At 35.7% G+C, this 22620-nt stretch carries 31 protein-coding genes; 8 read left to right on the top strand and 23 right to left on the bottom strand.

Going from position 1 to position 22620, the window contains the following annotated elements; genetic code table 11:
- Positions 1–14 precede the first annotated feature (14 nt).
- The 5 genes from HV340_RS24120 to HV340_RS24100 form a co-directional block, all read right to left on the bottom strand.
- Positions 15–2141, bottom strand: coding sequence for a DUF927 domain-containing protein (locus HV340_RS24120; RefSeq protein ID WP_001569500.1), 2127 nt, complete (start codon positions 2139–2141; stop codon positions 15–17).
- Between the two features lie 96 nt (positions 2142–2237).
- A complete protein-coding gene (locus HV340_RS24115) occupies positions 2238–2816 on the bottom strand; it encodes a hypothetical protein (protein ID WP_134874904.1) in 579 nt (192 codons plus the stop codon).
- A gap of 59 nt (positions 2817–2875) precedes the next feature.
- On the bottom strand, positions 2876–4843 hold the full coding sequence (locus HV340_RS24110) for a hypothetical protein (protein ID WP_223229622.1): 1968 nt from the start codon (positions 4841–4843) through the stop codon (positions 2876–2878).
- Positions 4844–4956: 113 nt separating this feature from the next.
- Positions 4957–5322, bottom strand: a complete 366-nt coding sequence (locus tag HV340_RS24105; protein WP_001569496.1) for a hypothetical protein — start codon at positions 5320–5322, stop codon at positions 4957–4959.
- 79 nt (positions 5323–5401) lie between these two features.
- Positions 5402–6031 (bottom strand): ParA family protein, encoded by a 630-nt coding sequence (locus HV340_RS24100; protein WP_001569497.1) that lies wholly within the window; start codon positions 6029–6031, stop codon positions 5402–5404.
- A 151-nt stretch (positions 6032–6182) separates the two neighbouring features.
- On the opposite strand from HV340_RS24100, the gene HV340_RS24095 reads away from it, so the two are divergent.
- The 3 genes from HV340_RS24095 to HV340_RS24085 all read left to right on the top strand — a co-directional run bounded on the left by HV340_RS24095 (position 6183) and on the right by HV340_RS24085 (position 9303).
- The gene (locus tag HV340_RS24095; RefSeq protein ID WP_181216588.1) at positions 6183–6413 is read left to right on the top strand and encodes a hypothetical protein; all 231 of its coding nucleotides are present in this window, start codon (positions 6183–6185) and stop codon (positions 6411–6413) included.
- Between the two features lie 68 nt (positions 6414–6481).
- Positions 6482–7602 (top strand): IS3-like element ISSen4 family transposase gene (locus HV340_RS24090; RefSeq protein ID WP_085950818.1). Its coding sequence is split into 2 segments (ribosomal slippage): positions 6482–6740 and positions 6740–7602, totalling 1122 coding nucleotides; the frame shifts between segments, so codons are not numbered across the junction.
- Between the two features lie 123 nt (positions 7603–7725).
- The gene (locus tag HV340_RS24085; protein ID WP_134874298.1) at positions 7726–9303 is read left to right on the top strand and encodes an LPD7 domain-containing protein; all 1578 of its coding nucleotides are present in this window, start codon (positions 7726–7728) and stop codon (positions 9301–9303) included.
- A 19-nt stretch (positions 9304–9322) separates the two neighbouring features.
- Here the strand turns inward: HV340_RS24085 and HV340_RS24080 are convergent, their stop codons facing one another.
- The 6 genes from HV340_RS24080 to HV340_RS24055 form a co-directional block, all read right to left on the bottom strand.
- Positions 9323–10081, bottom strand: a complete 759-nt coding sequence (locus HV340_RS24080; RefSeq protein ID WP_045351279.1) for a hypothetical protein — start codon at positions 10079–10081, stop codon at positions 9323–9325.
- 48 nt (positions 10082–10129) lie between these two features.
- The gene (locus HV340_RS24075) at positions 10130–10810 is read right to left on the bottom strand and encodes a hypothetical protein (RefSeq protein ID WP_048242333.1); all 681 of its coding nucleotides are present in this window, start codon (positions 10808–10810) and stop codon (positions 10130–10132) included.
- Positions 10811–10955: 145 nt separating this feature from the next.
- Positions 10956–12137 carry a DUF3800 domain-containing protein gene (locus HV340_RS24070; RefSeq protein WP_048242334.1) on the bottom strand — a complete coding sequence of 394 codons (1182 nt, stop codon included), beginning with the start codon at positions 12135–12137 and terminating at the stop codon, positions 10956–10958.
- Between the two features lie 106 nt (positions 12138–12243).
- Positions 12244–12537 (bottom strand): hypothetical protein, encoded by a 294-nt coding sequence (locus HV340_RS24065; RefSeq protein WP_025862245.1) that lies wholly within the window; start codon positions 12535–12537, stop codon positions 12244–12246.
- Positions 12538–12599: 62 nt separating this feature from the next.
- A complete protein-coding gene (locus tag HV340_RS24060) occupies positions 12600–13166 on the bottom strand; it encodes a hypothetical protein (RefSeq protein WP_004150502.1) in 567 nt (188 codons plus the stop codon).
- A 102-nt stretch (positions 13167–13268) separates the two neighbouring features.
- Positions 13269–15485 (bottom strand): DotA/TraY family protein, encoded by a 2217-nt coding sequence (locus HV340_RS24055; protein WP_223603686.1) that lies wholly within the window; start codon positions 15483–15485, stop codon positions 13269–13271.
- A gap of 170 nt (positions 15486–15655) precedes the next feature.
- Between HV340_RS24055 and HV340_RS24050 the strand changes: the two genes are divergently transcribed.
- The 4 genes from HV340_RS24050 to HV340_RS24035 all read left to right on the top strand — a co-directional run bounded on the left by HV340_RS24050 (position 15656) and on the right by HV340_RS24035 (position 17716).
- Complete coding sequence (locus HV340_RS24050) at positions 15656–16210, top strand: hypothetical protein (protein WP_134874917.1); 555 nt, start codon at positions 15656–15658, stop codon at positions 16208–16210.
- Positions 16211–16221: 11 nt separating this feature from the next.
- Positions 16222–16704, top strand: a complete 483-nt coding sequence (locus HV340_RS24045; RefSeq protein WP_048242336.1) for a hypothetical protein — start codon at positions 16222–16224, stop codon at positions 16702–16704.
- On the top strand, positions 16694–17182 hold the full coding sequence (locus tag HV340_RS24040; RefSeq protein WP_048242337.1) for a hypothetical protein: 489 nt from the start codon (positions 16694–16696) through the stop codon (positions 17180–17182). Before HV340_RS24045 ends, HV340_RS24040 begins: the two co-directional genes overlap by 11 nt.
- An 87-nt stretch (positions 17183–17269) precedes the next feature.
- The gene (locus HV340_RS24035) at positions 17270–17716 is read left to right on the top strand and encodes an H-NS family nucleoid-associated regulatory protein (protein ID WP_045351267.1); all 447 of its coding nucleotides are present in this window, start codon (positions 17270–17272) and stop codon (positions 17714–17716) included.
- A 52-nt stretch (positions 17717–17768) separates the two neighbouring features.
- Here HV340_RS24035 and HV340_RS24030 read toward each other — a convergent pair whose 3' ends face one another.
- From HV340_RS24030 to HV340_RS23995, 9 genes are read right to left on the bottom strand one after another with little or no spacing between them, the layout of a single operon-like run.
- Positions 17769–17963, bottom strand: coding sequence for a hypothetical protein (locus HV340_RS24030; RefSeq protein ID WP_048242338.1), 195 nt, complete (start codon positions 17961–17963; stop codon positions 17769–17771).
- A 16-nt stretch (positions 17964–17979) separates the two neighbouring features.
- The gene (locus tag HV340_RS24025; RefSeq protein WP_045307794.1) at positions 17980–18519 is read right to left on the bottom strand and encodes a type 4 pilus major pilin; all 540 of its coding nucleotides are present in this window, start codon (positions 18517–18519) and stop codon (positions 17980–17982) included.
- A 15-nt stretch (positions 18520–18534) separates the two neighbouring features.
- Positions 18535–19092: a type 4 pilus major pilin gene (locus tag HV340_RS24020; protein WP_053071116.1), complete on the bottom strand. Its 558-nt coding sequence runs from the start codon at positions 19090–19092 to the stop codon at positions 18535–18537.
- 2 nt (positions 19093–19094) lie between these two features.
- Positions 19095–19406, bottom strand: coding sequence for a hypothetical protein (locus HV340_RS24015; RefSeq protein WP_048242340.1), 312 nt, complete (start codon positions 19404–19406; stop codon positions 19095–19097).
- Position 19407: 1 nt separating this feature from the next.
- Positions 19408–19530, bottom strand: coding sequence for a hypothetical protein (locus tag HV340_RS24605; RefSeq protein ID WP_257394756.1), 123 nt, complete (start codon positions 19528–19530; stop codon positions 19408–19410).
- Positions 19531–19541: 11 nt separating this feature from the next.
- Entirely contained in the window at positions 19542–19835 is a 294-nt protein-coding gene (locus HV340_RS24010; RefSeq protein WP_048242341.1) for a hypothetical protein, read from the bottom strand.
- On the bottom strand, positions 19832–20131 hold the full coding sequence (locus HV340_RS24005; protein WP_048242342.1) for a hypothetical protein: 300 nt from the start codon (positions 20129–20131) through the stop codon (positions 19832–19834). Before HV340_RS24005 ends, HV340_RS24010 begins: the two co-directional genes overlap by 4 nt.
- Complete coding sequence (locus tag HV340_RS24000) at positions 20128–20337, bottom strand: hypothetical protein (protein ID WP_048242343.1); 210 nt, start codon at positions 20335–20337, stop codon at positions 20128–20130. Before HV340_RS24000 ends, HV340_RS24005 begins: the two co-directional genes overlap by 4 nt.
- Positions 20338–20347: 10 nt before the next feature.
- On the bottom strand, positions 20348–20875 hold the full coding sequence (locus HV340_RS23995; protein WP_048242344.1) for an ankyrin repeat domain-containing protein: 528 nt from the start codon (positions 20873–20875) through the stop codon (positions 20348–20350).
- Between the two features lie 331 nt (positions 20876–21206).
- Between HV340_RS23995 and HV340_RS23990 the strand changes: the two genes are divergently transcribed.
- Complete coding sequence (locus HV340_RS23990) at positions 21207–21863, top strand: hypothetical protein (protein WP_060437122.1); 657 nt, start codon at positions 21207–21209, stop codon at positions 21861–21863.
- Between the two features lie 11 nt (positions 21864–21874).
- Here the strand turns inward: HV340_RS23990 and HV340_RS23985 are convergent, their stop codons facing one another.
- Genes HV340_RS23985 through HV340_RS23975 form a run of 3 tightly spaced genes read right to left on the bottom strand, consistent with a single transcriptional unit; the run spans position 21875 to position 22571 of the window.
- Positions 21875–22081 (bottom strand): hypothetical protein, encoded by a 207-nt coding sequence (locus HV340_RS23985; protein WP_162184628.1) that lies wholly within the window; start codon positions 22079–22081, stop codon positions 21875–21877.
- Positions 22032–22307, bottom strand: a complete 276-nt coding sequence (locus HV340_RS23980; RefSeq protein WP_004150484.1) for a type II toxin-antitoxin system mRNA interferase toxin, RelE/StbE family — start codon at positions 22305–22307, stop codon at positions 22032–22034. Before HV340_RS23980 ends, HV340_RS23985 begins: the two co-directional genes overlap by 50 nt.
- Positions 22308–22310: 3 nt before the next feature.
- Positions 22311–22571, bottom strand: a complete 261-nt coding sequence (locus HV340_RS23975; protein ID WP_001570852.1) for a type II toxin-antitoxin system RelB/DinJ family antitoxin — start codon at positions 22569–22571, stop codon at positions 22311–22313.
- Positions 22572–22620 lie beyond the last annotated feature (49 nt).

Here is a 22620-nt window from a genome sequence, read left to right as displayed (position 1 = left end):
AACCTAATCAATAATCAAAAAGGCACAAAATCATCGTCTAACTCTAATGGTTCTCCATCTACTACTGTATCAACATTGCTGTGCGCATACTTAATAATTTCCTCAAGATCAGCTTTACTATCAATAGAGTTGTTAATAAAAGCTTCGTCAAGAAGCGCATTTTTGGCCTCTTCGCTTTCTGTTTCAATCACAACAGGTCTGTTCTTAAGAATAAATGTTTTTTCGCGGGTAGATGTTGAACCAAGAAGCAATTGTTTTGCTCCCCTGACTCGCTTAGTATCATAGAGTTCAAGTTTCTTAGCAGAAGCTACAAGCTCTGTAATTTCGAGTTTGAATGAACGTCTTAGGTGTTCATCACCCATCGTATTTAAAATAACATAACCATCAAAATCATTTGGTGTTTCCATAGGGCTATTCAAATGAATAATACCTAAAACATTACCTTTTGACTGAGCCATATCAGAATAACGCTTCGCTTCTGATTTTTGAGCCGCTACTCTGTTAGAGGAATCATCATCAGAATAAGCGTAAGTTTCCCAAACAAAAGAAGCTTTATTGGCGTTGATCATGAGTTTGAGAATGTCCATATTATCCCAATGTTTCTCATTTACATCAAATTGAGGAATGTCCTTATTTGAGAATCTTGATTTGTGTATATCAATAGCTTCATGGCAAATCATGCCATATTCTTCACCAAGAATAGCTCCCACAATATCAGCACCAATTTTTGAAAGTGCTATTGTCTGAATGGTTCTTCTTTCATCATGAATGATTTTATAGTTAGGGTCATTTATTAACTCACCCTCATAAGCATAAATATTAGTTCTCAACTCATCTACATGCTTAACGATATAATCAATAATAAGGGGGTATAAATGACCAAAATTCTGGTCAAGCTGGTTTAGCCACCATTCAACAACATCACCACGCCCTTCTTCTAAGTTAATACCAAAGATGTTTATCTCTGGATCTTCTACGTCAAACTCAAAGATACGTGAGTCAATGGCGCTTTGCTTCATATCCCCTCTTGTTAGTTCATAAAGGGATTTATTACTGGTAGTGAAAAAGATACTGTTCCACATTTTACCTTCTGAAACTTCTGTATCTTTATCATACTTGGAACGCCCACCATTGTTAGCAATAGTCATGAGCTTAGAGATCGCATCACTGGCGCTACCACGGAACATATCATCAATCTCATCAATGACGAAAAAGCCATTGGTGTAAGATGCCAAGAGTTCTTCGAGTCCGGGGAACGTGGTCTTACTGTCTCTGATAAGACCATACTCACGGTTAGGCGCTCCCTCAATACTGGCTATCATGGCCTCTAATGTAGACTTCCCTTTACCCTTCTCACCGAAAATGTTGTAGATAGGTGAGAAGTTGGCTGTTTTACGTATCAGCCCCTTTGTATAGGAAGCAAAAGCAACAGATATAAATATGCTTGCAAGGCGTGAGGACTTAATCAGTTCTTGGAATACGGTGATCTGTATAGAAGCATTACCAACACGTTTAGTTCTGGTCTTGGACACACCTACGAATTGTGGATGGCTTTCTCTTATGTGTATCAGGCTATCAACAATCCAGCCTCGCTTTGTGTAAGCAGGTAAACAATCAATGAGCTGGTTTTCATCATCAATGATTTTACCATCCAAACGTTTATAAGGACTCTGAGCAGTAGCAAGGACGGTGCTCACTGCTTTCTGTATCTCTTTTAACTGCTGATTATCGCTGTAAGGTAAAAGATACCCGGCCTTTTTTAGCTTAGATGATTTGAGATCAGAAAATTGGTCGAGTGGAATAGAAAGAATTTTCTTTTCATTACGGATGTTTTTAAAAGCTACATTAACATACATGCTATTAATATCTTTGTTAGCATCATTGTTATCGCCTTCTAAATCCACTGTGGATAGAATCTGAACAGGATAAATATAATAGTCTGTAATTTTAATCCAGTAGTAATTAGCTTTTTTGTCTTTAGCTGGATTGCTCTTTGCTAATTTATATATACCTGTTTCGTGAATGATATAATCACGAGCAGCAAAATAAGAAGTCTCTATTAGTTGCTTCTCGGTATATTGTTCTTCTTCATGGTAAACTATATCAGTTGATAGTTCACTTTTGATTGTTCTCATATTCATAATGTATCCTTTTATAATCTTTTTTGTGTGCTCTAATGGCACTTTTACTATTTATAACATTTTCTCACTATAAATCAATAGTAGAGTGAGAAATAATTAAGCAATCGCCTTTAAATTTCGCTTCCAGTTATAAACGTAGTTTTCTATATAGATTTTAGAAAGATTGTTTGGGGCTGTATTTCCATACTCATTTTGAATGTCATTTAATATATCTTTTATTACTTCAAGCTGTTTATTTTGGTCAACGTTGAATATTGATACTGCCACAGGTAAGTTTCTTAAGATACATTCCTTGAAAAAGAAATATAAAAACTCATCATTATATGATTCTGGCTTGAAACAACCCCACTTTTTAAGCTTTGAACCAAAATAATCAATGAACATATTTACCTGCTGACAAGTAAAATTCTCATCGCCATATAGTGAATAACTGTTTATACCTTCTTCAACAATAAGCGTTTTATTATCATTAAATGGTAATGAGTGTCTGAAAATAATTTTTTCTTTCCTTGATAAGTCAGTTCTGTTCTTCCAGACATATCCAAGCAATGAACCATAATCAACCTCAACATTTGAGGTTGTAGCGGTTATTTCAACTTCTGGCTGTGGTTCCTGTGCTTCTGCTTCTTTTCTGGATTGTATAGCCATCCTCGCTTGTTCTGTTCTATTCATCATAATGTTTTCCTTCAAATGTAATCGGCTAAAGCAAAGAGGGGCTTTTCAGCCCCTTCTAATTATTTGTTTTTAGGTTTCTTAGGGTCAGGATTATTATCTTTCTTGTTATCTTTAGCTTGTTCTAAGCGTTGTTTATTATCATCTTCATAAACCTTTAGAGCGTCATTCAGGTCTTTATTATCAACTTCTAATTTCGCTTTGTCGGATTTAAGTTCTTCAATTTCTTTTTGAACAGATTTGAGTTGTTCATTCAAACCGTTGTTTTCAGTTTGAAGTTGCTCCTTCTCTTTTTTCAGTTTACTTACATCAGCAACTTGTTTAGTTATTTCATCGGTTAATGATTTATTTGAAGCTTTGAGCGCTTCGATAGCTTCCAAATGACCTTGTTTAAGTTTTTCAATTAAATCATCGAAATCTTTACGCTGTTTATCTTTCTCTGTTTTCAGTGTAGCAAGATTATTTTCCAGTTCTGTATTTTTTCTTTCAAGATCTGCAATATTGGTATCTTTGCTAACAATAATAGCGTTAAGTTCTTTAAGCTCATTACCATGAGTAGTTTTAAGCTGTTTTATTTCTTCTTCTTTATCAGCTAAAAGATTGTCAAACGTTTTTTGCTGATTTTCTAACGCACCTTCATAGAACAATTCTTGTTCCTGAAGCTCTCTTTCATGAGTAGACTTAAGCTCTTCAATCTCTCTATTTTTAGCTGTTATTTCAGTAGTATGCTTAGTCGTGAGGTTAGTGATCTCAACCTCATGTTTTGCTACTGTAGTGGAATAAAGAGTATCTAACTCATCATATTGAGTAGTAATTTCAGTATAATTGGTTTTGAGGTTTTCATGTTCTTCTTTTAATTTTTCAAGAACAACATTTGTATCATTGAGTTGTTTCTCAAAAGCTTCTCTTGATTCTGCTTCAGCTTTTAATGTTGCTTCTGTAGTTTCTAAAAGCTGTTCAGTAGAGGTAAGTTTCTGTTTTATGGTGGCTAAGGCAATAGCATTTTCAACAGAAGAACGTGTAATGTTAACAAGCTCTATTTCCCTGTAAGCCTCGGCAAGTTTTTCTTCGGCACGTTTAGAAATATCAGCAAGTAATTTTTGCCCACTAATGATACTTTTATGAAGTTCAGCATCCTGAATATCTTTATCTGAGAACTCTTTTACAGCAAGCTCTTTAGATATTTTAAGATTTTCTAATTCTGAATTTAATTCTTCTTGCTCTTCATCTTTAATAGCATCCTGTAAAGCATCTTTAGCTTTAGCTTTACTTTCATCCATCTTCTCATCTTTATTTAACCAATGAGTTTTTGGAAGTCCAAGCGCTTCAAGTGCATCGTTAATGCGTTTTCTTTTTAGTTCTCGCCATTCAGCTTCTGAGCCAAGTAAAGAGCGTCTTGTAATACTTCTCCAGTCTGGATTATTTGGTAGGATGATTGGCTGATCATTATGGTCTATTCCATAGTAGTTCTTGTTATTTAAAGTTCGTGAACCAACAATCATATGGAAATGAGCACTTTTACCGTCTTGGCTAACATGAGTGCCAGAAGCAGCTACAAAACAATCACCAATATGAACAGTTGGCGTATAACGACCACCACCTTTACCTTTCTTATACCACTCATTAGGGTGTGCGAAAGCTTCAATAACTTCTTTTTTGAAGTCAGGCCATTTTTCTACCGGAGTTCCTTCAGGGATTTGAATTAACAAGTGAGTAAACTCTACATCAGATTCACCATCACCTATTCTTCTTTTCGTGTTATATCCCGGTCTGTCCTGTAATTTTATAAATAACTCATCGCTTGGAAAGTCTTCTGGTTTAATCAAACCATCAATATACTCTCCTGTTTCGGTATTACGATAGCCGATGTATTTATCAATAAGTTCTTTACTGTTTTCAGCAGTAATAAATGTCTTTGATACTGGATCATAAAGTAAAGCACCATCGTGAGAAGCCTCTTTGAAACTCTCAGAATGCCTTAAATCACTTATTACCCCTTTTTTTGATTTTTCACCAAGTATTTTCATCATAATGTATATCCTCTTATTATATTGTCTGTTTTATGGGTTTTGGGTTTCAGCCCATAAATATATCCTAACCCATATTTAATTAATTACAACAGACGAAGTATTCCCTTTATCAATTATTTTTCTGAAACGATGATTTTTTTATTTTCTTTTATTAACTCATCGGCTTTCAAATCGGCAAGAGCTAAAATAACGTTGGAATAAGGTTCATCGGAAAGAGATTTAATTTTCTCTTCCAGCGCTTGAGGAATACGGATAGCTGCCATACGGAAGTTATCTTTTTCACGGGTAATCTTGAAGGTGCAACGCACGTATGGCGTGGTTCCCGGAGGAATATCACCAAGATCGATATACTCATAGTTCCAGTAGGTTTCCGCATACTGGTTAGCAAAGGCCGTTTCAAGAGAGGTTTTTTCAAACGACTCCATATCATCTAACCAACTTGCTGCTTTTTTCTTCTTTTCTACTTTCTTATCAGTCATCACAAACTTCCTCAGATTTCACCAGAATGAATATAGTCTAGTCTATACCAGTCTATACTATAATGCATGTTTTTCAGGGTCAGGCTTCACTACCACCGGATGCAAGTTGCTTAATCTTGCTACCCATAACAGATAACAGATGTTCGAACTCGGCCTGAGCATCGTTAGCTGATGGCAAACCTGATTTTGGTTCGAATACTGTTATACCCATGCCGTAAGCGCGAGGGTAGGCAACACGTTTTCTGATGAAAGGTTGTTCATAGCCATGAGCGCGTGCTTTCTCTTGGATGCGCTCTAACAGTTCGCCTTGCTCTTTGTTCTGGATCTCAACACGGTTAGGAAGCAACAGATAAGGCTTCTTCATTTCGTTCTTCAGCTCATCAATGCTTTTGAGCGTAATTGAAAAGCTGGAAGCATCGAGGATAGTCGGCACGATCACAAAGCTACCCAAAGCACCACCGCTATTCACACCGGGGCTGTGGTCAAAAATGATGTATTCAGAATCGGCTGCAGGTTTACGGCCAACGTGAAAAGGAAGCTCTTTACCGTTCTGTTTGGCATATCCGGCAAAGATAAGTGAACCGCCCTGTGGGTCTAGATCTACAAGACTTGTTTTACGTCCCTGAGCCGCAAACCATCCAGCTATCTGGATGGCTGAATTTGTTTTCCCAACACCACCCTTACGATTCCACACACTGATAGTCAACATAACAATCACCTTTTTCTAGGTTTTTCAGTTGGTTAGGCTTCCCGTCAAATTGACATTCCGCCGATATAGATTAGTATATATTAGTATAGACTATACTAGCAATGAGAAAGTTTATGCTAACCAAAACAATTACTTAAAGAGAGGAAAACATATGATAGACAATACAGAAAACTTGTTCGATGAGAACGGAAATATTCAGGATGTGTTCAAGGAAAAAACAGTAGAAGAGCTGGAAGCACTCTTCCCCTCGATGGATGAAGAACCGGCTTTACCAGTAGAAGCTAACCCGGCTGATGAGCTTATCGAGAACCGCCTTGTTCTACAGGAACGTATCACCAAGATTAATGAGCTTATCGCTAACAAAGATACGCATGGCTTCTGACCTGCTCCCCGTTGATTAGTACACCCCGATGTTAGTAATGTCTTCATAAGCCACATGAGGACATCCCCATGAAGAAGCGTTTTTCCGACGAACAGATCATCAGTATTCTCCGCGAAGCCGAAGCTGGGGTACCCGCCCGTGAACTCTGCCGCAAGCATGCCATTTCCGATGCCACGTTTTACACCTGGCGTAAGAAGTATGGCGGTATGGAGGTGCCTGAAGTTAAGCGCCTGAAGTCGCTTGAGGAAGAGAACACCAGACTCAAGAAGCTGCTTGCCGAAGCCATGCTGGATAAAGAGGCGCTTCAGGTGGCTCTTGGGCGAAAGTACTGACGACAGACCAGAAGCGGGAAGCCGTGATGTTGATGTGTGATGCGACCGGTCTGTCGCAACGTCGTGCCTGCAGGCTTACAGGTTTATCCCTGTCGACCTGCCGCTATGAGGCTCACCGTCCGGCTGCTGATGCGCATTTATCAGGGCGCATCACTGAGCTGGCACTAGAGCGCAGGCGTTTTGGCTACCGTCGTATTTGGCAGTTGCTGCGCCGTGAAGGGCTTCATGTTAATCATAAGCGCGTGTACCGGCTTTATCACCTCAGTGGCCTGGGCGTAAAACGCAGAAGACGTCGTAAAGGGCTGGCAACAGAACGTCTGCCGCTGCTCCGTCCGGCGGCGCCCAATCTGACCTGGTCGATGGATTTCGTCATGGACGCACTTTCCACCGGTCGCAGGATCAAGTGTCTTACCTGCGTCGATGATTTCACAAAGGAATGCCTGACGGTCACTGTTGCCTTTGGGATTTCAGGCGTTCAGGTCACGCGTATTCTGGACAGCATTGCACTGTTTCGAGGCTATCCGGCGACGATAAGAACTGACCAGGGGCCGGAGTTCACTTGCCGTGCACTGGATCAATGGGCCTTTGAGCATGGTGTTGAGTTGCGCTTAATCCAGCCGGGCAAGCCAACGCAGAACGGATTTATTGAGAGCTTTAACGGACGATTTCGCGATGAATGTTTGAATGAGCACTGGTTCAGCGATATCGTTCATGCCAGGAAAATTATTAATGACTGGCGGCAGGATTATAACGAATGCCGCCCGCACTCCACGCTGAATTATCAGACACCGTCTGAATTTGCAGCGGGCTGGAGAAAGGGTCATTCTGAGAATGAAGATTCCGACGTTACTAACTGAGTGTTGTATCTAATCGTGGGGGCAGGTCACTTCAATGACGCTGTTATCAGTGCGTTCAATGATGAGTTATCAGAACTGGAAGGTTCACTTAAAGAGATAAACAGCGTGTTAAGTAGTGATCCGGTGGCTGACGTTGAAACGCATAATCTCGCAAACAAGCAAACACAACTTATGGAACAGTTTGATAAAGATATAGATGATTTATACGCTTTGGATTTTAAAGACATGACTACCGAAGAGTTAGAAGAGTATTTTGAAAAGCAAAAAGCACTAAATGAACAAGAGATAAGGAATTGCGATTGGGTCATTCATAACCACTATGATTTTGATGTAAGTGATGTTATAGAGGCAACACAAAAACGTGATCACTACATGAATAAGTTCGATATTATTTCTCAAAGAGTTAATGATGAGTTAAACGTCCGAAAAGAAAACGATGAAAATGATTTATTTAATATTTTAACTAATAATCAGGCTCCGCAAACAACTACCAAGAATGAAATAGATTATACTGATTTAGATCGTTTTACTGAACAACATCGCAACCCTAAAGATGCGGATAAACTTATTGAAGAAAGAAATAAGTTAGAAGCGAGTGTAGAAAATTTCTCCAACCTAATAGAGAACAAGGATACATTAAATTTTGATGATGCATTTATAAAATCTATCATAGAAAACAAAAATGATGCGTCTAATAAACTTGAAGAAGCGAACAAATCTATAAAAAGCATACTTAACAATAAAGATCTTCCTGATATGACACATAATGAACTTAAAGAATGGAGTGATATTAAAAGGGATGCTTACATGTTTGTTAACAGTAAAATTTCAGATGAGCTTATGACAACAGAGAATCATATTATAACTAACAGGCTTATTAATGAAAGAAATGAAAATGAAAAATGGTATAAAGAGGTAAGTGAAAAGATAAAAGAAGAAGAGCTTAAAAGAGAACGTGATTATAATAATTTTATGCAAAGCATACATCATGAAATTGATAAAGAAAATAGCCAAAAAGAAACGCTCACTGATGAAGATAAATTGACAAGAGAAATATACAACAATGTTGGTATTGAAGAGACAATGACTCTTAAAAAGTCTTCAAACCTTAAAAATAAACTATCTCAAACAAGAGAAAGAATAGCTACCAACAAAAAAATCGATTATGAAGAGGAACATCAAACGCCGTGGTATAAGAAATTAGGTGATGTTGTAGATTACTTTGCTGATGGTTTAAAAGGTAGTTCCAATGCAAAACCAGTATTTTTAAGCGAGGATAAAATCTATGATACCTTTGGTGATGAGATTGATAAAATCATAAACAGATCTAAAACACGTATTATTCACTTTAAAGATAAAACATCTGTTCTTGAAAGCGCTCAGGAAATAAGAGCTAAAGGAAAAAACTATAATACAGTATCAGAAAAAATGTCTAAACTCGCCATAGCTAAAGGCTGGAAGTCTATAACGTTTGAAGGTAGTGATGTGTTCTTGAGTGTAGCTTATGAGAAAGCAACCCGTTTAGGGCTTGTCGTAGAGCCTCAGAACGCTGAACAAGAAGAACTGTTCAAAGGTATCCATAAAGCCAAAGGTCTTGATGAGATCATGCCATTCAGCGGTATGAAGAGAGAAGAGGTTAACAATAAAGAGATTGATGTTCCAGAGGTAAGAGCCACACAAGGCCAGAGGATGAGAATGTAAAAAGGGGCGTAAGCCCCTTTTATATTTTTAACCCTTTCTTAATATCCTTTTCGTAAGATTGTTTTTCTTCGATACTTTCGATTACTTTATCCATGTAATATACACCCAAATTCATATGTTGACCGTAGGAAGCAAACTCCAAACCTTTTACTTTACCTGAACCAAGATTTTCACCCGCTAAGGTAATTTCTTCATTAAAGTCTTGTGATAAATCTGAAAGTCCAAGATCCTTATCTAAAGATTGAGTAGTATCTAAAGTTGCGAAATGATGATTTAAATAATCCCCATCATTATTGTAAGAAGGAACTACCATTAAAGGTATATCGCCATTCTCATCATTTAGCTTCACAATCGTATTATACTCATTATCATGATCAATTTTCAGCTTGCCATTTTGTAGTTGTTCTTTTATGTATGGATGATTATCATGTGGTGTTCCATTTTTACACCATACATCATTTCTCTCATAAGTATTATAAGTGCTGTTAATTTCGTTGATTATATCTTTTTTAACTAACTCATGAAATATTTTATCTGAATCTACATCAATAACACGATCACTAATCAGGTTATTACTTGAATATTTTTCTAAACCCTTTGCTTCATTTATAAATTTATCATTTCCAAAACGTAAAAACATATCTCCATAACTACTTTCTTTATCCGGCGCATGTTCATTATCAGAATAGTTGCTACGTCTTTCATTTTCTTTATCAGTATATTTTATTACATAATCTACAACTGTATCATTGTTAACTAATTCATATTTCTTTCCCATAATATTTCTCCTTGTATATTTTATATTTAAAAGGGGCTTACCCCCTTTTTATGCTCTGTATGATGATCTTGATTTTTGTTCTGGTTCATCTATTTCTAATGTTGCTTCGGCTTCATATTCAAGAGTTCGTAGATAAGACTGTGTGCTTTCTAAACCGTCTTTTAAGCTTTCATAATAAACACCCTCATTTGTAGTTGAAGATGTTGCTACATAATTAAACCCATCAGAATTTAATGAAGCTTGGCAATCTTCCTTTGGTTCAATTGAAAAAATAAGATCACCAACAGGAAGAATTTCATTACCATCGTTATTACCAATGTAGCTTATAGAAGCATATACTCTATCTGTATCAAGTGAAATCTCTCCACTTTCTAATCTTCTATTTAAATCAGAAAAATCAGGGTCATTTTTGATTGTGTCCAAGATTTCTTTTGCGGCAAGTTCATGTGATAAATCATCTGATAAAGCCTTGTAATCTTCCTCTGTATAGTTAGATATATCAATCTTTTTATTGCCAAGATCAAGAACTAAATCACCTGTAGTTTCATCAGAAGTGTATTTAGATGTGGATGGAGTGGATTTTATTATACTTTCAGCGTTATCATGGAACATTTGAAAATAGGTTTTATCATCATCATAATATTCTTGCTTGCTGTTATATTCTTTTGTTTGTAATGCTGCGTTTTCTAAAACATCGTTAATACTAACTACTTTATACTGTTTACCCATAGTGATTCTCCTTTTGTTATATGGTCTTTAAATTACAACATATATTCAATGAAAATCAAATTAAATTGAGATATTAATTAATAAAACAAGATAAACGGTATAGGTAAACACAAAATAAAAGGGGCATTAAGCCCCTACATAGTTTTTATGGTTCATCCGGGTAAGTGAATGCTTTATGCTTCTCATGTTCTAACGCTGACATAACACAATGTAATAATGTTGGGTTATTATCATGAGATTTGTTTATCAGGAGCCTTAAAAACTCCATATTTAATCTTTGCCTTTCGTTAAGACTGTTTCTGTCATGTTTAATCTTTTCATAGCTGTTGCTATTCAGGTAATCAAAATAATGCTGCATAAAGCCAGCCACAACATCACTCACTTGAACCAGAGGATTTAGCTTTGAATCAGCGAAAGAGTAATTAAGCGTTAGATTAGGGTTGGCTTCTGCTGCCTTTTGTAGATCTGCTTCCACTACCTTCTCTATGTCAAAGATATGACTGGAAGCCTCGAACATTTGCGCCCGGTGCTGATAGAACATAGCGAAGCCATCAACAAGGCGGTTATCGTCGTCTGTAGGCGGTTCATCCCTAATATCCATAGTGAGTGTCATATCATCTATGTTTTGGTCAGAGCAGGCCATCAGGAGCTGCAGGAGGCCATGAGCTAACCGGAGCTGGAAATCATCTTTATTGGTAGCTGTATAGAGGTTTACGCAATGAGTGGAGATCTGGCTTGATAGCCCTTGTATGAAATCCTTCTCCCGCCCCTCGATGTATGGGAAGTCATAGGACTTGAGGAACTGGATGAACTGAACCTTGTTAGCTTTAACGTAGGTGTGTAGAGCGTCCTTGTTTGCCAACATGTAGCCATAGAGCTGTTCATCACTCATTTCCGGGATGAAGCCCTTCTCACGTCCGAACAGGATACAATCATCAATGATGTCCACGTATCCCCAATACTCCATATTCAGGTGGAAGTAGTGTAGGTATAGATCACCATAGAGAAGCCACTCAAAGAACGCTGTGAGCTTCTTAGAGGTGAGCATAGTCAGGAAGTCGCCTTTAGCTAAGTGTTTCAGCTTGAACTCTTTAGCGTTGGCCTGTAGCTGTATGCGCTGGCGTAAATCATCAAAGTCGGCACTCGATGAGGAACCAGTATGAGCAACACCGGCTAACACGAAGTTTACGCTGTTGTGCTTGTCTGGATCATGGTCAATGTTATAACCATCAATTTGTTTGGAAAGATATAGTTTACGAACGTTATTAGATTCATCGTAATAGAATTGATAGCTTTTGTTTTGCTGCGGGAAAGGATTCATACACATCACTTTTTTTGTGGGTTATGAACCATATATAACAATGTAGGATCTGGAAGTCTATAAACAAAAAACCCGCACAAGGCGGGCTTCTTTAAGAGAGAGAGTATTGCTATTATAAGATATTCAGATTGAATATTTTAGATATGACAGTTAAAAACGCTACCCCCGTCATTCCGAATGTTAAAAATATCAATCCTAAAGCAGGTAAACCTAAGACTGCCATGAATGGTGCAGCAGCGCTTGAATCAAGATTCTTCAATCCTTTGATTTTACTAATCGGAAGAATTACACCGAAAATAAAAGCTAAGGTCAAAGCAATCTGAAACATTAAAAGCGGTATAGCATAAAACATGTTTGCTAAAGTTTTAGTCGTTTCGATATACCATTCAGTGATTTCCCATAACATTTTAAAGCCCTCTCTCTCGTTTTGTTGATTAAATAATATCGTACAGTTTTATTGATATCAATTTATTTTTTTAAAATATTTCTACCCTTTGGGTAGAACTGAACTGGAATTTCTTTTCCATCTTTTTTTGCCATAGCAATATCATTGAAGGGATTGGGTAGAATATCTTCAAGAGATTTAAAAGTATCAAGCTTGTAATCAAAGGAGCGTATCTTGAAACAGTAAGCAAAAACAACAAAGTGAAAATACTGAGTAAACACTAAAATTGTAAGACTTAAAGAAGATGAAACAAAAAGTAATTTAGTACCATTACAAGCCATAAAGATGGTGATAGACATGAATAAAATAAAAAATAATAAAGACATCCACGCCATCGACGCACAGCGTTTATACATGTAATTAAGCTTTGCCTCATTTAGATTTTTAATTTCATACCAAACATCAAAACTATTAACTTCATGTCCCGGTAAGCCTCTGGCATATCTAACTTTGTTAAATATTTTTTTTGCCAATAAAAATGGGATAAGAAATGGAATGATAAAGAGTTTAAAAAAACCAATAATTGGAAACGCAGCTACTTTAAGACCTGTTTTTAAACCATTGGGTATGTTTATTTCATTTTTTTTCATAATGTATTTCCTTTTATAATAAGTGTGTATAATTTTATATACAAATAAAAAAATAACATGTCAATAGAAAAGCCTCTAAAAAGAGGCTTTATTTATTATTTATTATTTATTATTTTCATCTTCATCAAAGTCTTTGATATCTTGTCCACTATCACCTTTAACTACAGGCTCAGTTTTTACATCATCAAATACCGTATTACTACCTTCGGTTGCTTTAGGATCATTACCGCCCGGTGTTGTTTCTTTAGGTTCAGTTTTAGGCTTGGTAAACTGCGGAGACATCATATTAGAAATCATTCCAGCACCTGCCGCTGCCGCCGCTGCGGTTTTAGCTGTTGATGATTCAGCTTGTCCTGAAACCATGCCTAACACAGAGGATGTTGCCCCACCGATCCATTTAAAAAGATTATCAGGAATAACATGCATAAGTTTTAAACACATTAACTCTACAGTTAGCATTAATGAACCATATAGTAGGAGCATAGTTAAGCCTTTATTTATGGCTAATAAGCCACCTTCAGTATTACTTCCTGCTGTAAAGAAGGTAGAATTCAACATATCGAAAAGTATAGTTGTCAAAACGAAGGAACCAGCATACCCAGCCATGTTTAATGGTGGTCTTAAACCAATGTTTAAAACAAGCATGTATCCTTGCCCTTGCTTACCTACAATACCATCTTGATCTGGTAATAACATAGCCAAAACTAAAAGTGGCGCTCCAAACATTGCTTCAAATATTAATATGTAATATCCAGCAACACAGAAGAAACCTATTATATAAGGCATCATTGGAATTACGAATGCTAACAAATTCCCACCTAAAATAGTGTTTTTTAGTATACTATTAAAGAGTGGAGATACAAAGATTGCTGCTGTTTGTATACCATTACCAACAAACGGAATACTACCACCTGCCACAGCACCACCCGCTAAAAGTATATATGATGTTTCAGCACTAACTATCATTCTTGAACCCAAATTAACGGATACAGAAAGAGGCATTAAACTTGATGCTTTAGATGCTTCATAGTTGTTTTTCCATGATAAGTTTCCGCCTAAAGTTGATATAATCTTTTGATACCAACCATCATCACCTTTATTAGAATCTAACATAGATGAGTCTACTTTATTTGCATCACTCAAAAGTTTTTGAAGTCTTTCTAATTTTGGATATACTTCATAAAGTTGATTTCCACTACTAAAACCATAATAGTTAGCATTATCATTTTGTTGAAAATTCATTGAAGCTGTAGGATACCTGTTAACCGCTGCATTAGCTTCTGATATTGAATCAGCAATTCTTGAATAGAAAGTATAACTATAAGTCCATCCTTTCTCTGTTAGCTTATCAATTTCAGATTGTGTTAATGATTCTTTCATAACGCTTTCAGCGGAAGCTTGTATGAATTGGCTATAAGCATTAACTAAAGTATCTATAATCTTATTTAATTGTTCAGCGTTATCATTTGGCATTGATGAAAGATAACCTGCATAAGCAGTAGCTCCCTTAACCAAAGCTTCATTAGCTTTTATTTGGGCTTCTTGAACGGCTTTACTGATTTTAGTTGTATCAATCAAAGTAGAACCCGATTTTAAATCCTTGTCTATGAGTTTTAACTTAGTGCTACCGCAAAGGTCTATACCATTTCCATATGAACTGTTAGGTGCAGCGGGTAAACCGAAATTATAACCTACAACTTTGTCATTTTTAATCGGAGTTGTATCCATATAACGATAAGCAGGCCCCCATTTCGAATTTGCATTAACTTTCTTAGCATTTTCATTGTAGATATTAACACAAGCTGCTGAATATAATGTATTCATTACTACTTGTCGTATTGCTGCTTTGTTATCAACTGATATATATGTATTATCTGTGATTAGGCGTGGTGCAAGCTTATTCCAAACATCATTACCCCACTGATTACCAACTAACACTAACCACAATATAATCATGTGTAGAGCAGAATAACCATTGGAGATCGGGAAAAGTAAACCCGGAACCAAGGCTGTTCTTATAGGAACCCACATTGAAGACCATTTTTTACCTAACATCTCACCGTCATGAGCTGTTGACATTGTTCCGGCAATAAGCGTGTATGCGGCTATAATCCCACCTAACTGCATTATAATAGGCAAGTAAACATCAAGAACGGCTCCTGTGATGTTTGATTGAAACGGGTTAAACCATTTGTCTATATTGTTTCCTACAGCATCCTCACTTCCCGTCACTAAACCAAAGAGATTCAATGCATGGGCAGGTGAGGTTATGAATAAGCTTAAAAATAAGCTTAGAATAAAAAGATTTTTCTTCTTCATAACTTTCTCCATTTTGTATGTTTATTTGTTTTGTATCCTTATTATTTTTATTTGGCTTACATATAAATAAATACAACAATAATTAATATAGTCAAGATGTGTATAATATTATTGACAAATATATTTTAATTAGCTAATTAATAAATGAAAAGAAAACAAAGGAGAATAAAATGAAATATTATATGCTAAAACCATTTCGAATAGGCATCTTAGAGAACGATATAACTGTTAAAGAATCAGAGCAATATGTGATTATTGATATAATTAGCGGAGAGGAAATACTTTATTGTGATGATAATTGTTATTTAATTACTCCAACTTTATTGAAATCTCTTAAAGATAGCAATCTTACAGGTGTTAATGTTGTAAAGCCTAAAAATATGAAATTCAGTATTGAACACAACATGAAACATCCTAATAAAAGTTTAAGGGAATGGTATAGACTAATACCATTTAAGTATGATAGCAGTAAGAATCAGGAAATATTTCTTGATCAATACGATAATCTAATCATAAATGATCGTATAAAAAATATAATATATAATAAGGATGTTCATAGGGTAAAGAGAGCCTTTATAACAGAATATGAGATTGATAAAGTAGAGCATCATGATGAAGAAATAATCGAGCAACCTGTTTTTAAGAAGGAAAATAAAACCACTTTTAAAGATTGGTGTGTTTTCATGTTTATTCTTATAACTATCATTTATTTGTTTTTTAAATAAGAGGCTGAAGTATGAATATTAAAATCAATGATGGTATTACAGGCGAGATCTTAGTGTTGAATCAAACAACGTTTAACAATGATGTGGATACTATACAGTTAAGAATGACACCAGAGTTTTTATCCCTTATCAAAAGACATTGTTCCGGTGCTATCGATGTGTCTATATCAGCTTTATTAGATTATGGAATCAAAAAAATATTAGATGAAAATATTTCAATCTCAATACAACAAATTGAGAAACAAATCGTAATTGAATCAGTTAAGCGTGATAGTAGCATTATTCCATTTACAACGGTTAACTATAGAGCATCAAGAAAAGACACACGCCCCGTATTCGTGAGATTGTGTAAAGATCTAAAATATAGGTTAAAAGAAATATCTCCCACTAAATATACACTTTCAGCAATTGGTATAATAAAGTATTCGATTGATACCTTGCTTAGAAACAATCAGTGTCTGATAATTAAAAGTGAGGCCGTTTATGAAAAATAAAAACATTGAATTTATGCTTAATGCTATTCTTTTTGCTAAGTTTCTTTTATATCAGGATGAGTTCACAAATGAAGAGCTTGAACGTAGTGAAGATGTTCGAAACATAAAAGAGCTTTTCGTATTTAAAAATAAAGAATGGATTAATGACATTAATACAATAAGAATAAAGGATATTAACAAAGATATTCATATATCATCAACATACATCATGTCATTAGATGGAGTGGGTTATTATGCTTATTCTAATAAGTCAGAGGATGAGTTATACCAATATTTAGTTAATGACTTATGCGATCATTATATCGCTGTAAGTGAAATGTCATTGGAAGACATAGAAGGTGCTTTAGAAGCAATTGAAGAGGATTTGTTTGATATATACAGAAGCAATCTGTCTTTAGCCAACAAAATGATTTTAGATGTTTCAAACAGATTTAAAATCAAACCAGATTTCAAAAGGCCATTACTCACCATTGTTTAAAAGGGGTTTAACAGCCCTTTTTTATTGTTCAGTGTTTTATGGTGTGCTATGTTTACCTTCTAACTTAAATGTTGAAAAGGATAAAACATGAGCGCATTAGGGCATTTTAATAACATTCGCACTATCAGAAAAGAAGCCCATGAGATGGGCTATGACACCTTCCTTGAGTTCGCTGAAAAGGTTCAAACCGTTAAGGATGAGTTCCTAAAAGAAGCAGAAGAGGAAAAAGCGAAACAGGCACTGGTAGAAGAGAAGCTGAAGGCTACTACTGAACTTCTCCAGTCTGAGGGCTTTGAAGTAAGCCTTGAGGCCGTCAGAGCGCTTCTGTTAGGTCAAATTGATACTCCTGCCCCTACTGGCAAGGGTAAAGGTGGTAAAGGCGTTAAACGTGGTTCTGTTGAGCCAAAATATGCGTTCACTGTAGAGGGTGAAGAACAGACGTGGACAGGCCGTGGACGTATGCCGTTAGCACTGAAAGAACTGATTGAGAAGGGCGAAGAGCTGGAAAGCTTCCTGATCAAGAAAGAAGACTAAAAACAATACCAGAGAAAAACCAAGCCCCTTGATAGGGGCTTTTATTTTGGATTCACTGATTGCCATCTTTATTAAGTTGTTTTACTGCTTTAAATGCCTGATACCAAGCTGTTATTGTTCCTGCTGCGAATACTACCCCTGTATTTAAATACTCTGGATTAAAAGTAGTCCACACAAGAGCACCACAACCAGCGAATACCAATGCTATATAAGTCCATGCGTCTATAACTAAGTTTGTTCTATTCATAATTTATTCCTCTCTATTATTTGTCGTAAAAGTAAATTGTGACGGGTCTGCCGCCATAACCATCATCATTGTTGATACAGGCCGCTGTAAGTGTTGCCATGTTGAGATCCATACCGTTATCAGTGTTCTTCACTTCTGTAGACGCTACAACTATCTTGAAGAAGCTTGAACCAGCCTGAGTGACGAACTTGGCACAGGCATCTACAGACACGTTCTCAAACCCTATGTAAAAGCTACCGTCATAGTAGGGTTCTATGAGAACGTTAGCGTTCCAGCTATCCCATATCTTGCCTTCATCTACCAAGTCTTCCGGCACTAACTTAGCCTTGATAACAGCATCTACTGAAAGCCCGGTGTAGTTTGCTGATCCTGCGTATAGGTTTTTAATCCCTGCGTTAAGAGTTCCTAAAATCTTTATGTCATTATCTATTTTTTGTCCTGCGCTGATTTTTGGGTAAATCATGAAAACACCCACTATCAACGCTGATATAATTCCAAATACTAATAACATTTCTAATAATGAGAATCCTTTTTTTCTGTTTAATGTTTTAATCATGTTGTTAACTCCACTTTATATGATTGAAGAAAATATAATCGTAGAGTTATCTTCTGAAAAACATGCTGCTGACGTAGCGGCTATATCTATGTTTTTACCTTCCTCCAGATTTTTTACTTGCGTTGAACCATTACCATTATAAACATCTATGATAACGAAGTTTCCTGATACTGCTGCTATGAGTTTAGAACAGTCAGAAGCTGGAACAGCGTCATAGATAATATTATACTTACCATGATTACCTGAATACTCTACCTGAACGTTCCCTTTCCACTCATTGATGAGTTTACCATCTTGGATCATGTTATCAGGGGCGTTCTTAGAAGCTATGAAACTATCAGTATTCAAGTCCGATATTTTAGCCCTTCCACCATAAAGCGATTTAACACCTGCTTGGATGGCTGTTAAGTTTCTGCTTTCTCTATCGAGTCTTTGTGAAGCCTGAACTTTTGGAAATATCATAAATGCTGCTACTATCAATGCCGCTATAACACCTAACACCAATAATAATTCTAATAATGAAAATCCTTTCTTGCTCTTTCTGTCTTTTAATAATCTAAAACTATTTATCATAATCATTCTCCTTTGTTGTTTTGCTTGATGGTTTTACCATCATAGATACTGCCATCTTTTTTAAATATAAACGTAATAAACAAACCTATAAGAAATACAACACCTCCAACTCCTGTAATTACAGTCATCTTAGCAATTACGTCTGTATTGAAATCGAAACCTAAAAAACCACCAAATAAAACACTGAAAGAACCGTATGTAATCATCCATATCCCTAATCTCATTATTACCATAGAGAATTCTCTAAGTTTTTTTCCGTTTTTGCTCTCAGTGTCATAAAGACTTCTAAAGAAACAATTTAATTTATCCATCATATTAACCTCTACTTGTTTGATTGTTATTTTCTTTCTGTTTGTAAATGATACCGCCATCATTCAAAAACTCTTTAATAAACTCAGCCCATGTTTCAGCTTCCTTTTCTCTTGTCTCTGTTCCCATAACTACCTCCTTTAAATATTCCAGTGTATATCTGCCTTAAAATTTTCCTTTGGTTCATTCACATAGGCTTTAAACGCTATAACAGCTATGGCCTGATTGATGTAGCCGGATAACCTGTATGTTGCCTTAATCTGACTGAACCCATGTTTAACACTATCAGGAATGATTTTGCGTCTGCCTAAGCGTTCTATCAGGGCTAAGATGCTTTGTGCTCTCTCTCCTTCTATCAACGCCGCTTTTGCTATAAACTCATTACCATTATGTAAACCCAACCTCTTCAACTCTCTTGTTATGTCTTTTTTCATTTTTTCATTCCCAAATATGATTTAGCTAAATCAAGATGATCTGATAGAATGCTTAGTCTTTCTTCTCTATGTTCATCTACGATACATCCTATTAGCAATAACCCAACAAACCAACTAAACATTCTATGAAGATTTATTAAAATAACAAATGACCCGATTCCAATTAAAACTTGCGAAAAGATGTTTATACCTAATAATGATGACAAACCAACTGCTAATACCACCATTAACCAACCGAGAATGAATATCTTTATTCCAAATAATTTATCTGTACTGTCATTGATTTTGTTTTTCATAATTTACCCCTTACATTTTGATTGGTTCCAAACTCATTTAATATTTCATTCCTGTATGCGACTATCGTTAAAAGCCCAATCACAACAGAAGCTATCCAGTAGCTAAGAGTGTTTTCAACCTTCAACATGCTTAGAAAACCAATAACAGCACATATATTAAAAATCATCATTCCTGCGATACTGAAAACAAACTTAGCCTTTTTCATTTATTTCTCCTTATGCTGCGTATCTTTTTTGTTCTTTATGACTTATTTCTATCCCGGCATCCATTAAAACACTCATCATGTTTCTGTCATTTAATAAGTGAGCGTAATATAAAGCGGTATGACCAAGTTTAGATTTATTGTTTATGTTTATACCTGATTTGATTAACATCCTTGCTTTAGACGTATCAGCAGTGTATAGCGCATTCATGTTATTGTTGTTTACTGCGTTAATATCAGCGCCTTTATTCAATAACAACCATGTGCTGTTAAAATCACTAAAGAACAATGCTGTATTACCGAAGTTATCCTTATGGTTTACGTCTATACCAGCTTTTATTAAAAGTTCAGCTATTTCAAAACTTGCCCCGAACAAAGCTGTTTTACCATTTTCATCTGTAGTGTTTATTTCAGAAGTTCCCGCAAAGTGAATGTAAGACTTAACAGTTTCAACGTCATTAGAAAATAGCATTCTGTTTCTGCTTGAGAATATACCTCTGTTTCTTATACTCTGCATTCTTGTATTAAAAGTGTTTTTCATAATGTTTATTCCTTATATTTAAATGTTTATAGTTAAGTTATATTCGATTTTAAATATAAGTCAATCTATATTGAGAAAATAAATTAAAATAAATTTGACTTTTATTTATATTAATTAGATATTGATTAAGAGAGTTAAGTATATTAACTATTCATTCATAATGTTTCTGTTTATTTGTTTTCGGTTAGTGTTATTAAAGCGTCCTTCGGGGCGCTTTTCTTTTATATATACTCCGTTCGTCGGAACATAAACAAAAAGTATAATATATATTTGATTTTTACTTTATATTGAAGTATCTATTAACTATAACCAAATAAAAAAGGAAAAAATTATGAATATATTTAATAGCTTTAAAACAATCAAAGAGAAAGTCTACGTTAAATACTCCAAGAACAAAGAGATGATTGAATTCTTTTTAGTATTGATAGTTGCTGCTTTGTTTATTACAAACCTATTCGACAAATCACTAATTGAAGATAACATAAAGCCTACAGTAAGTATTGAACAGCCTTTAGTTGTTTCTTATCCTCACATAAACGAAAACAACTATAAAGAAAAACTAAAAACATATCTTGAAGATTTTTACCCTACCTTAGATAAAATAGAAGATGTGAATCTCAAAAACGGTATAGAACAATCTAATAATGAATATCTAAAAATCTATACCGATATAGAATCATTAAGGATGAAAAGACTTTCTTGCGATAGTTTATTTAAAACAAAAAACATCATTACGTGTTATCACACTTATGATGGAAACGACAAAGAACTTTCCTTAAAAGTTCAGAAATGGGTAAACAAAAGAATAGATCTTGCTAAACAATGGTATTTAATCAATAAAGATAATAAGTTTGATATTAACTACGTTGTTGTGAGAGGGGATTTTAAAAGATACTATCTTGGTATCAAAAGTGAACCAAAGCCAAACGTGTATTCAAAAATGCTATTTACTATGCTCGATAATATTGTTGAAAAGTTTACCAAATAAAAAAAGCCCCATTAAGGGGCTTTAGTTTTTCCATCTTCTTTAGTTTTATCAGGTTTTGGAAGTCTGGTTATCCGGGAAGGTTTCAATTCACCTTTCGAGATTTTTACGGCTTCCTCTGCTGACTTCAACAACTCTTCAAAGAACTTGCTCATAATGATTACCGATCCATCAAAACAGGTCTGAATGTGTTCCGGTTCGCTCAAAGCGTAGGACTTCATCAGTTATCTTGTAGATGAGTAGCCAGTCTGGTTCTATGTGAGCATCCCTATAGCCTTTGTAGTTCCCCTGTAGTGGGTGATCTTTGTAGACTTGAGGCAATGGCAAGGCATCATTGATTAACAGCGTCATAAGGGCTTTAAGCTTGCTCATGTCTTTATGACGCTTCTGAGCCTTCTTCACATCTTTCTGGAACTGGCCTGAGTATTCAATCGTCCTTGTGGTCATTTATCAGATACCAAGCTGATTAAACAGATCATCAGCATCTTTAGCTGTATGAACGTCTACGCCTTTCTCACTGTTAGCGATGGTATTAGCAGTAAGCTCGTTAGGAACACGCATATCGAACGGCAGAGCCTTTTCTTTGGCTACCTTAGTCAGAGTGATACGAACCAGATCGGAAACGGTTAAACCCATTCCGGCAAGCACTACTGCAGCTTCATTTTTCAGTGTTTCATCTATACGAGCACGAACAAATGCATTTGCGGCCATTTTGGAAACCTCCTTTTGGTTAATGGTTATACTGTAGCTCACATGAGCA

Origin of the sequence: Enterobacter sp. RHBSTW-00975, from assembly GCF_013615235.1 — a bacterium.
GTDB lineage: Bacteria > Pseudomonadota > Gammaproteobacteria > Enterobacterales > Enterobacteriaceae > Enterobacter > Enterobacter ludwigii.
The sequence above is the reverse complement of the archived record's forward strand: the minus strand, read 5'-3'. Positions and strand labels throughout refer to the sequence as shown.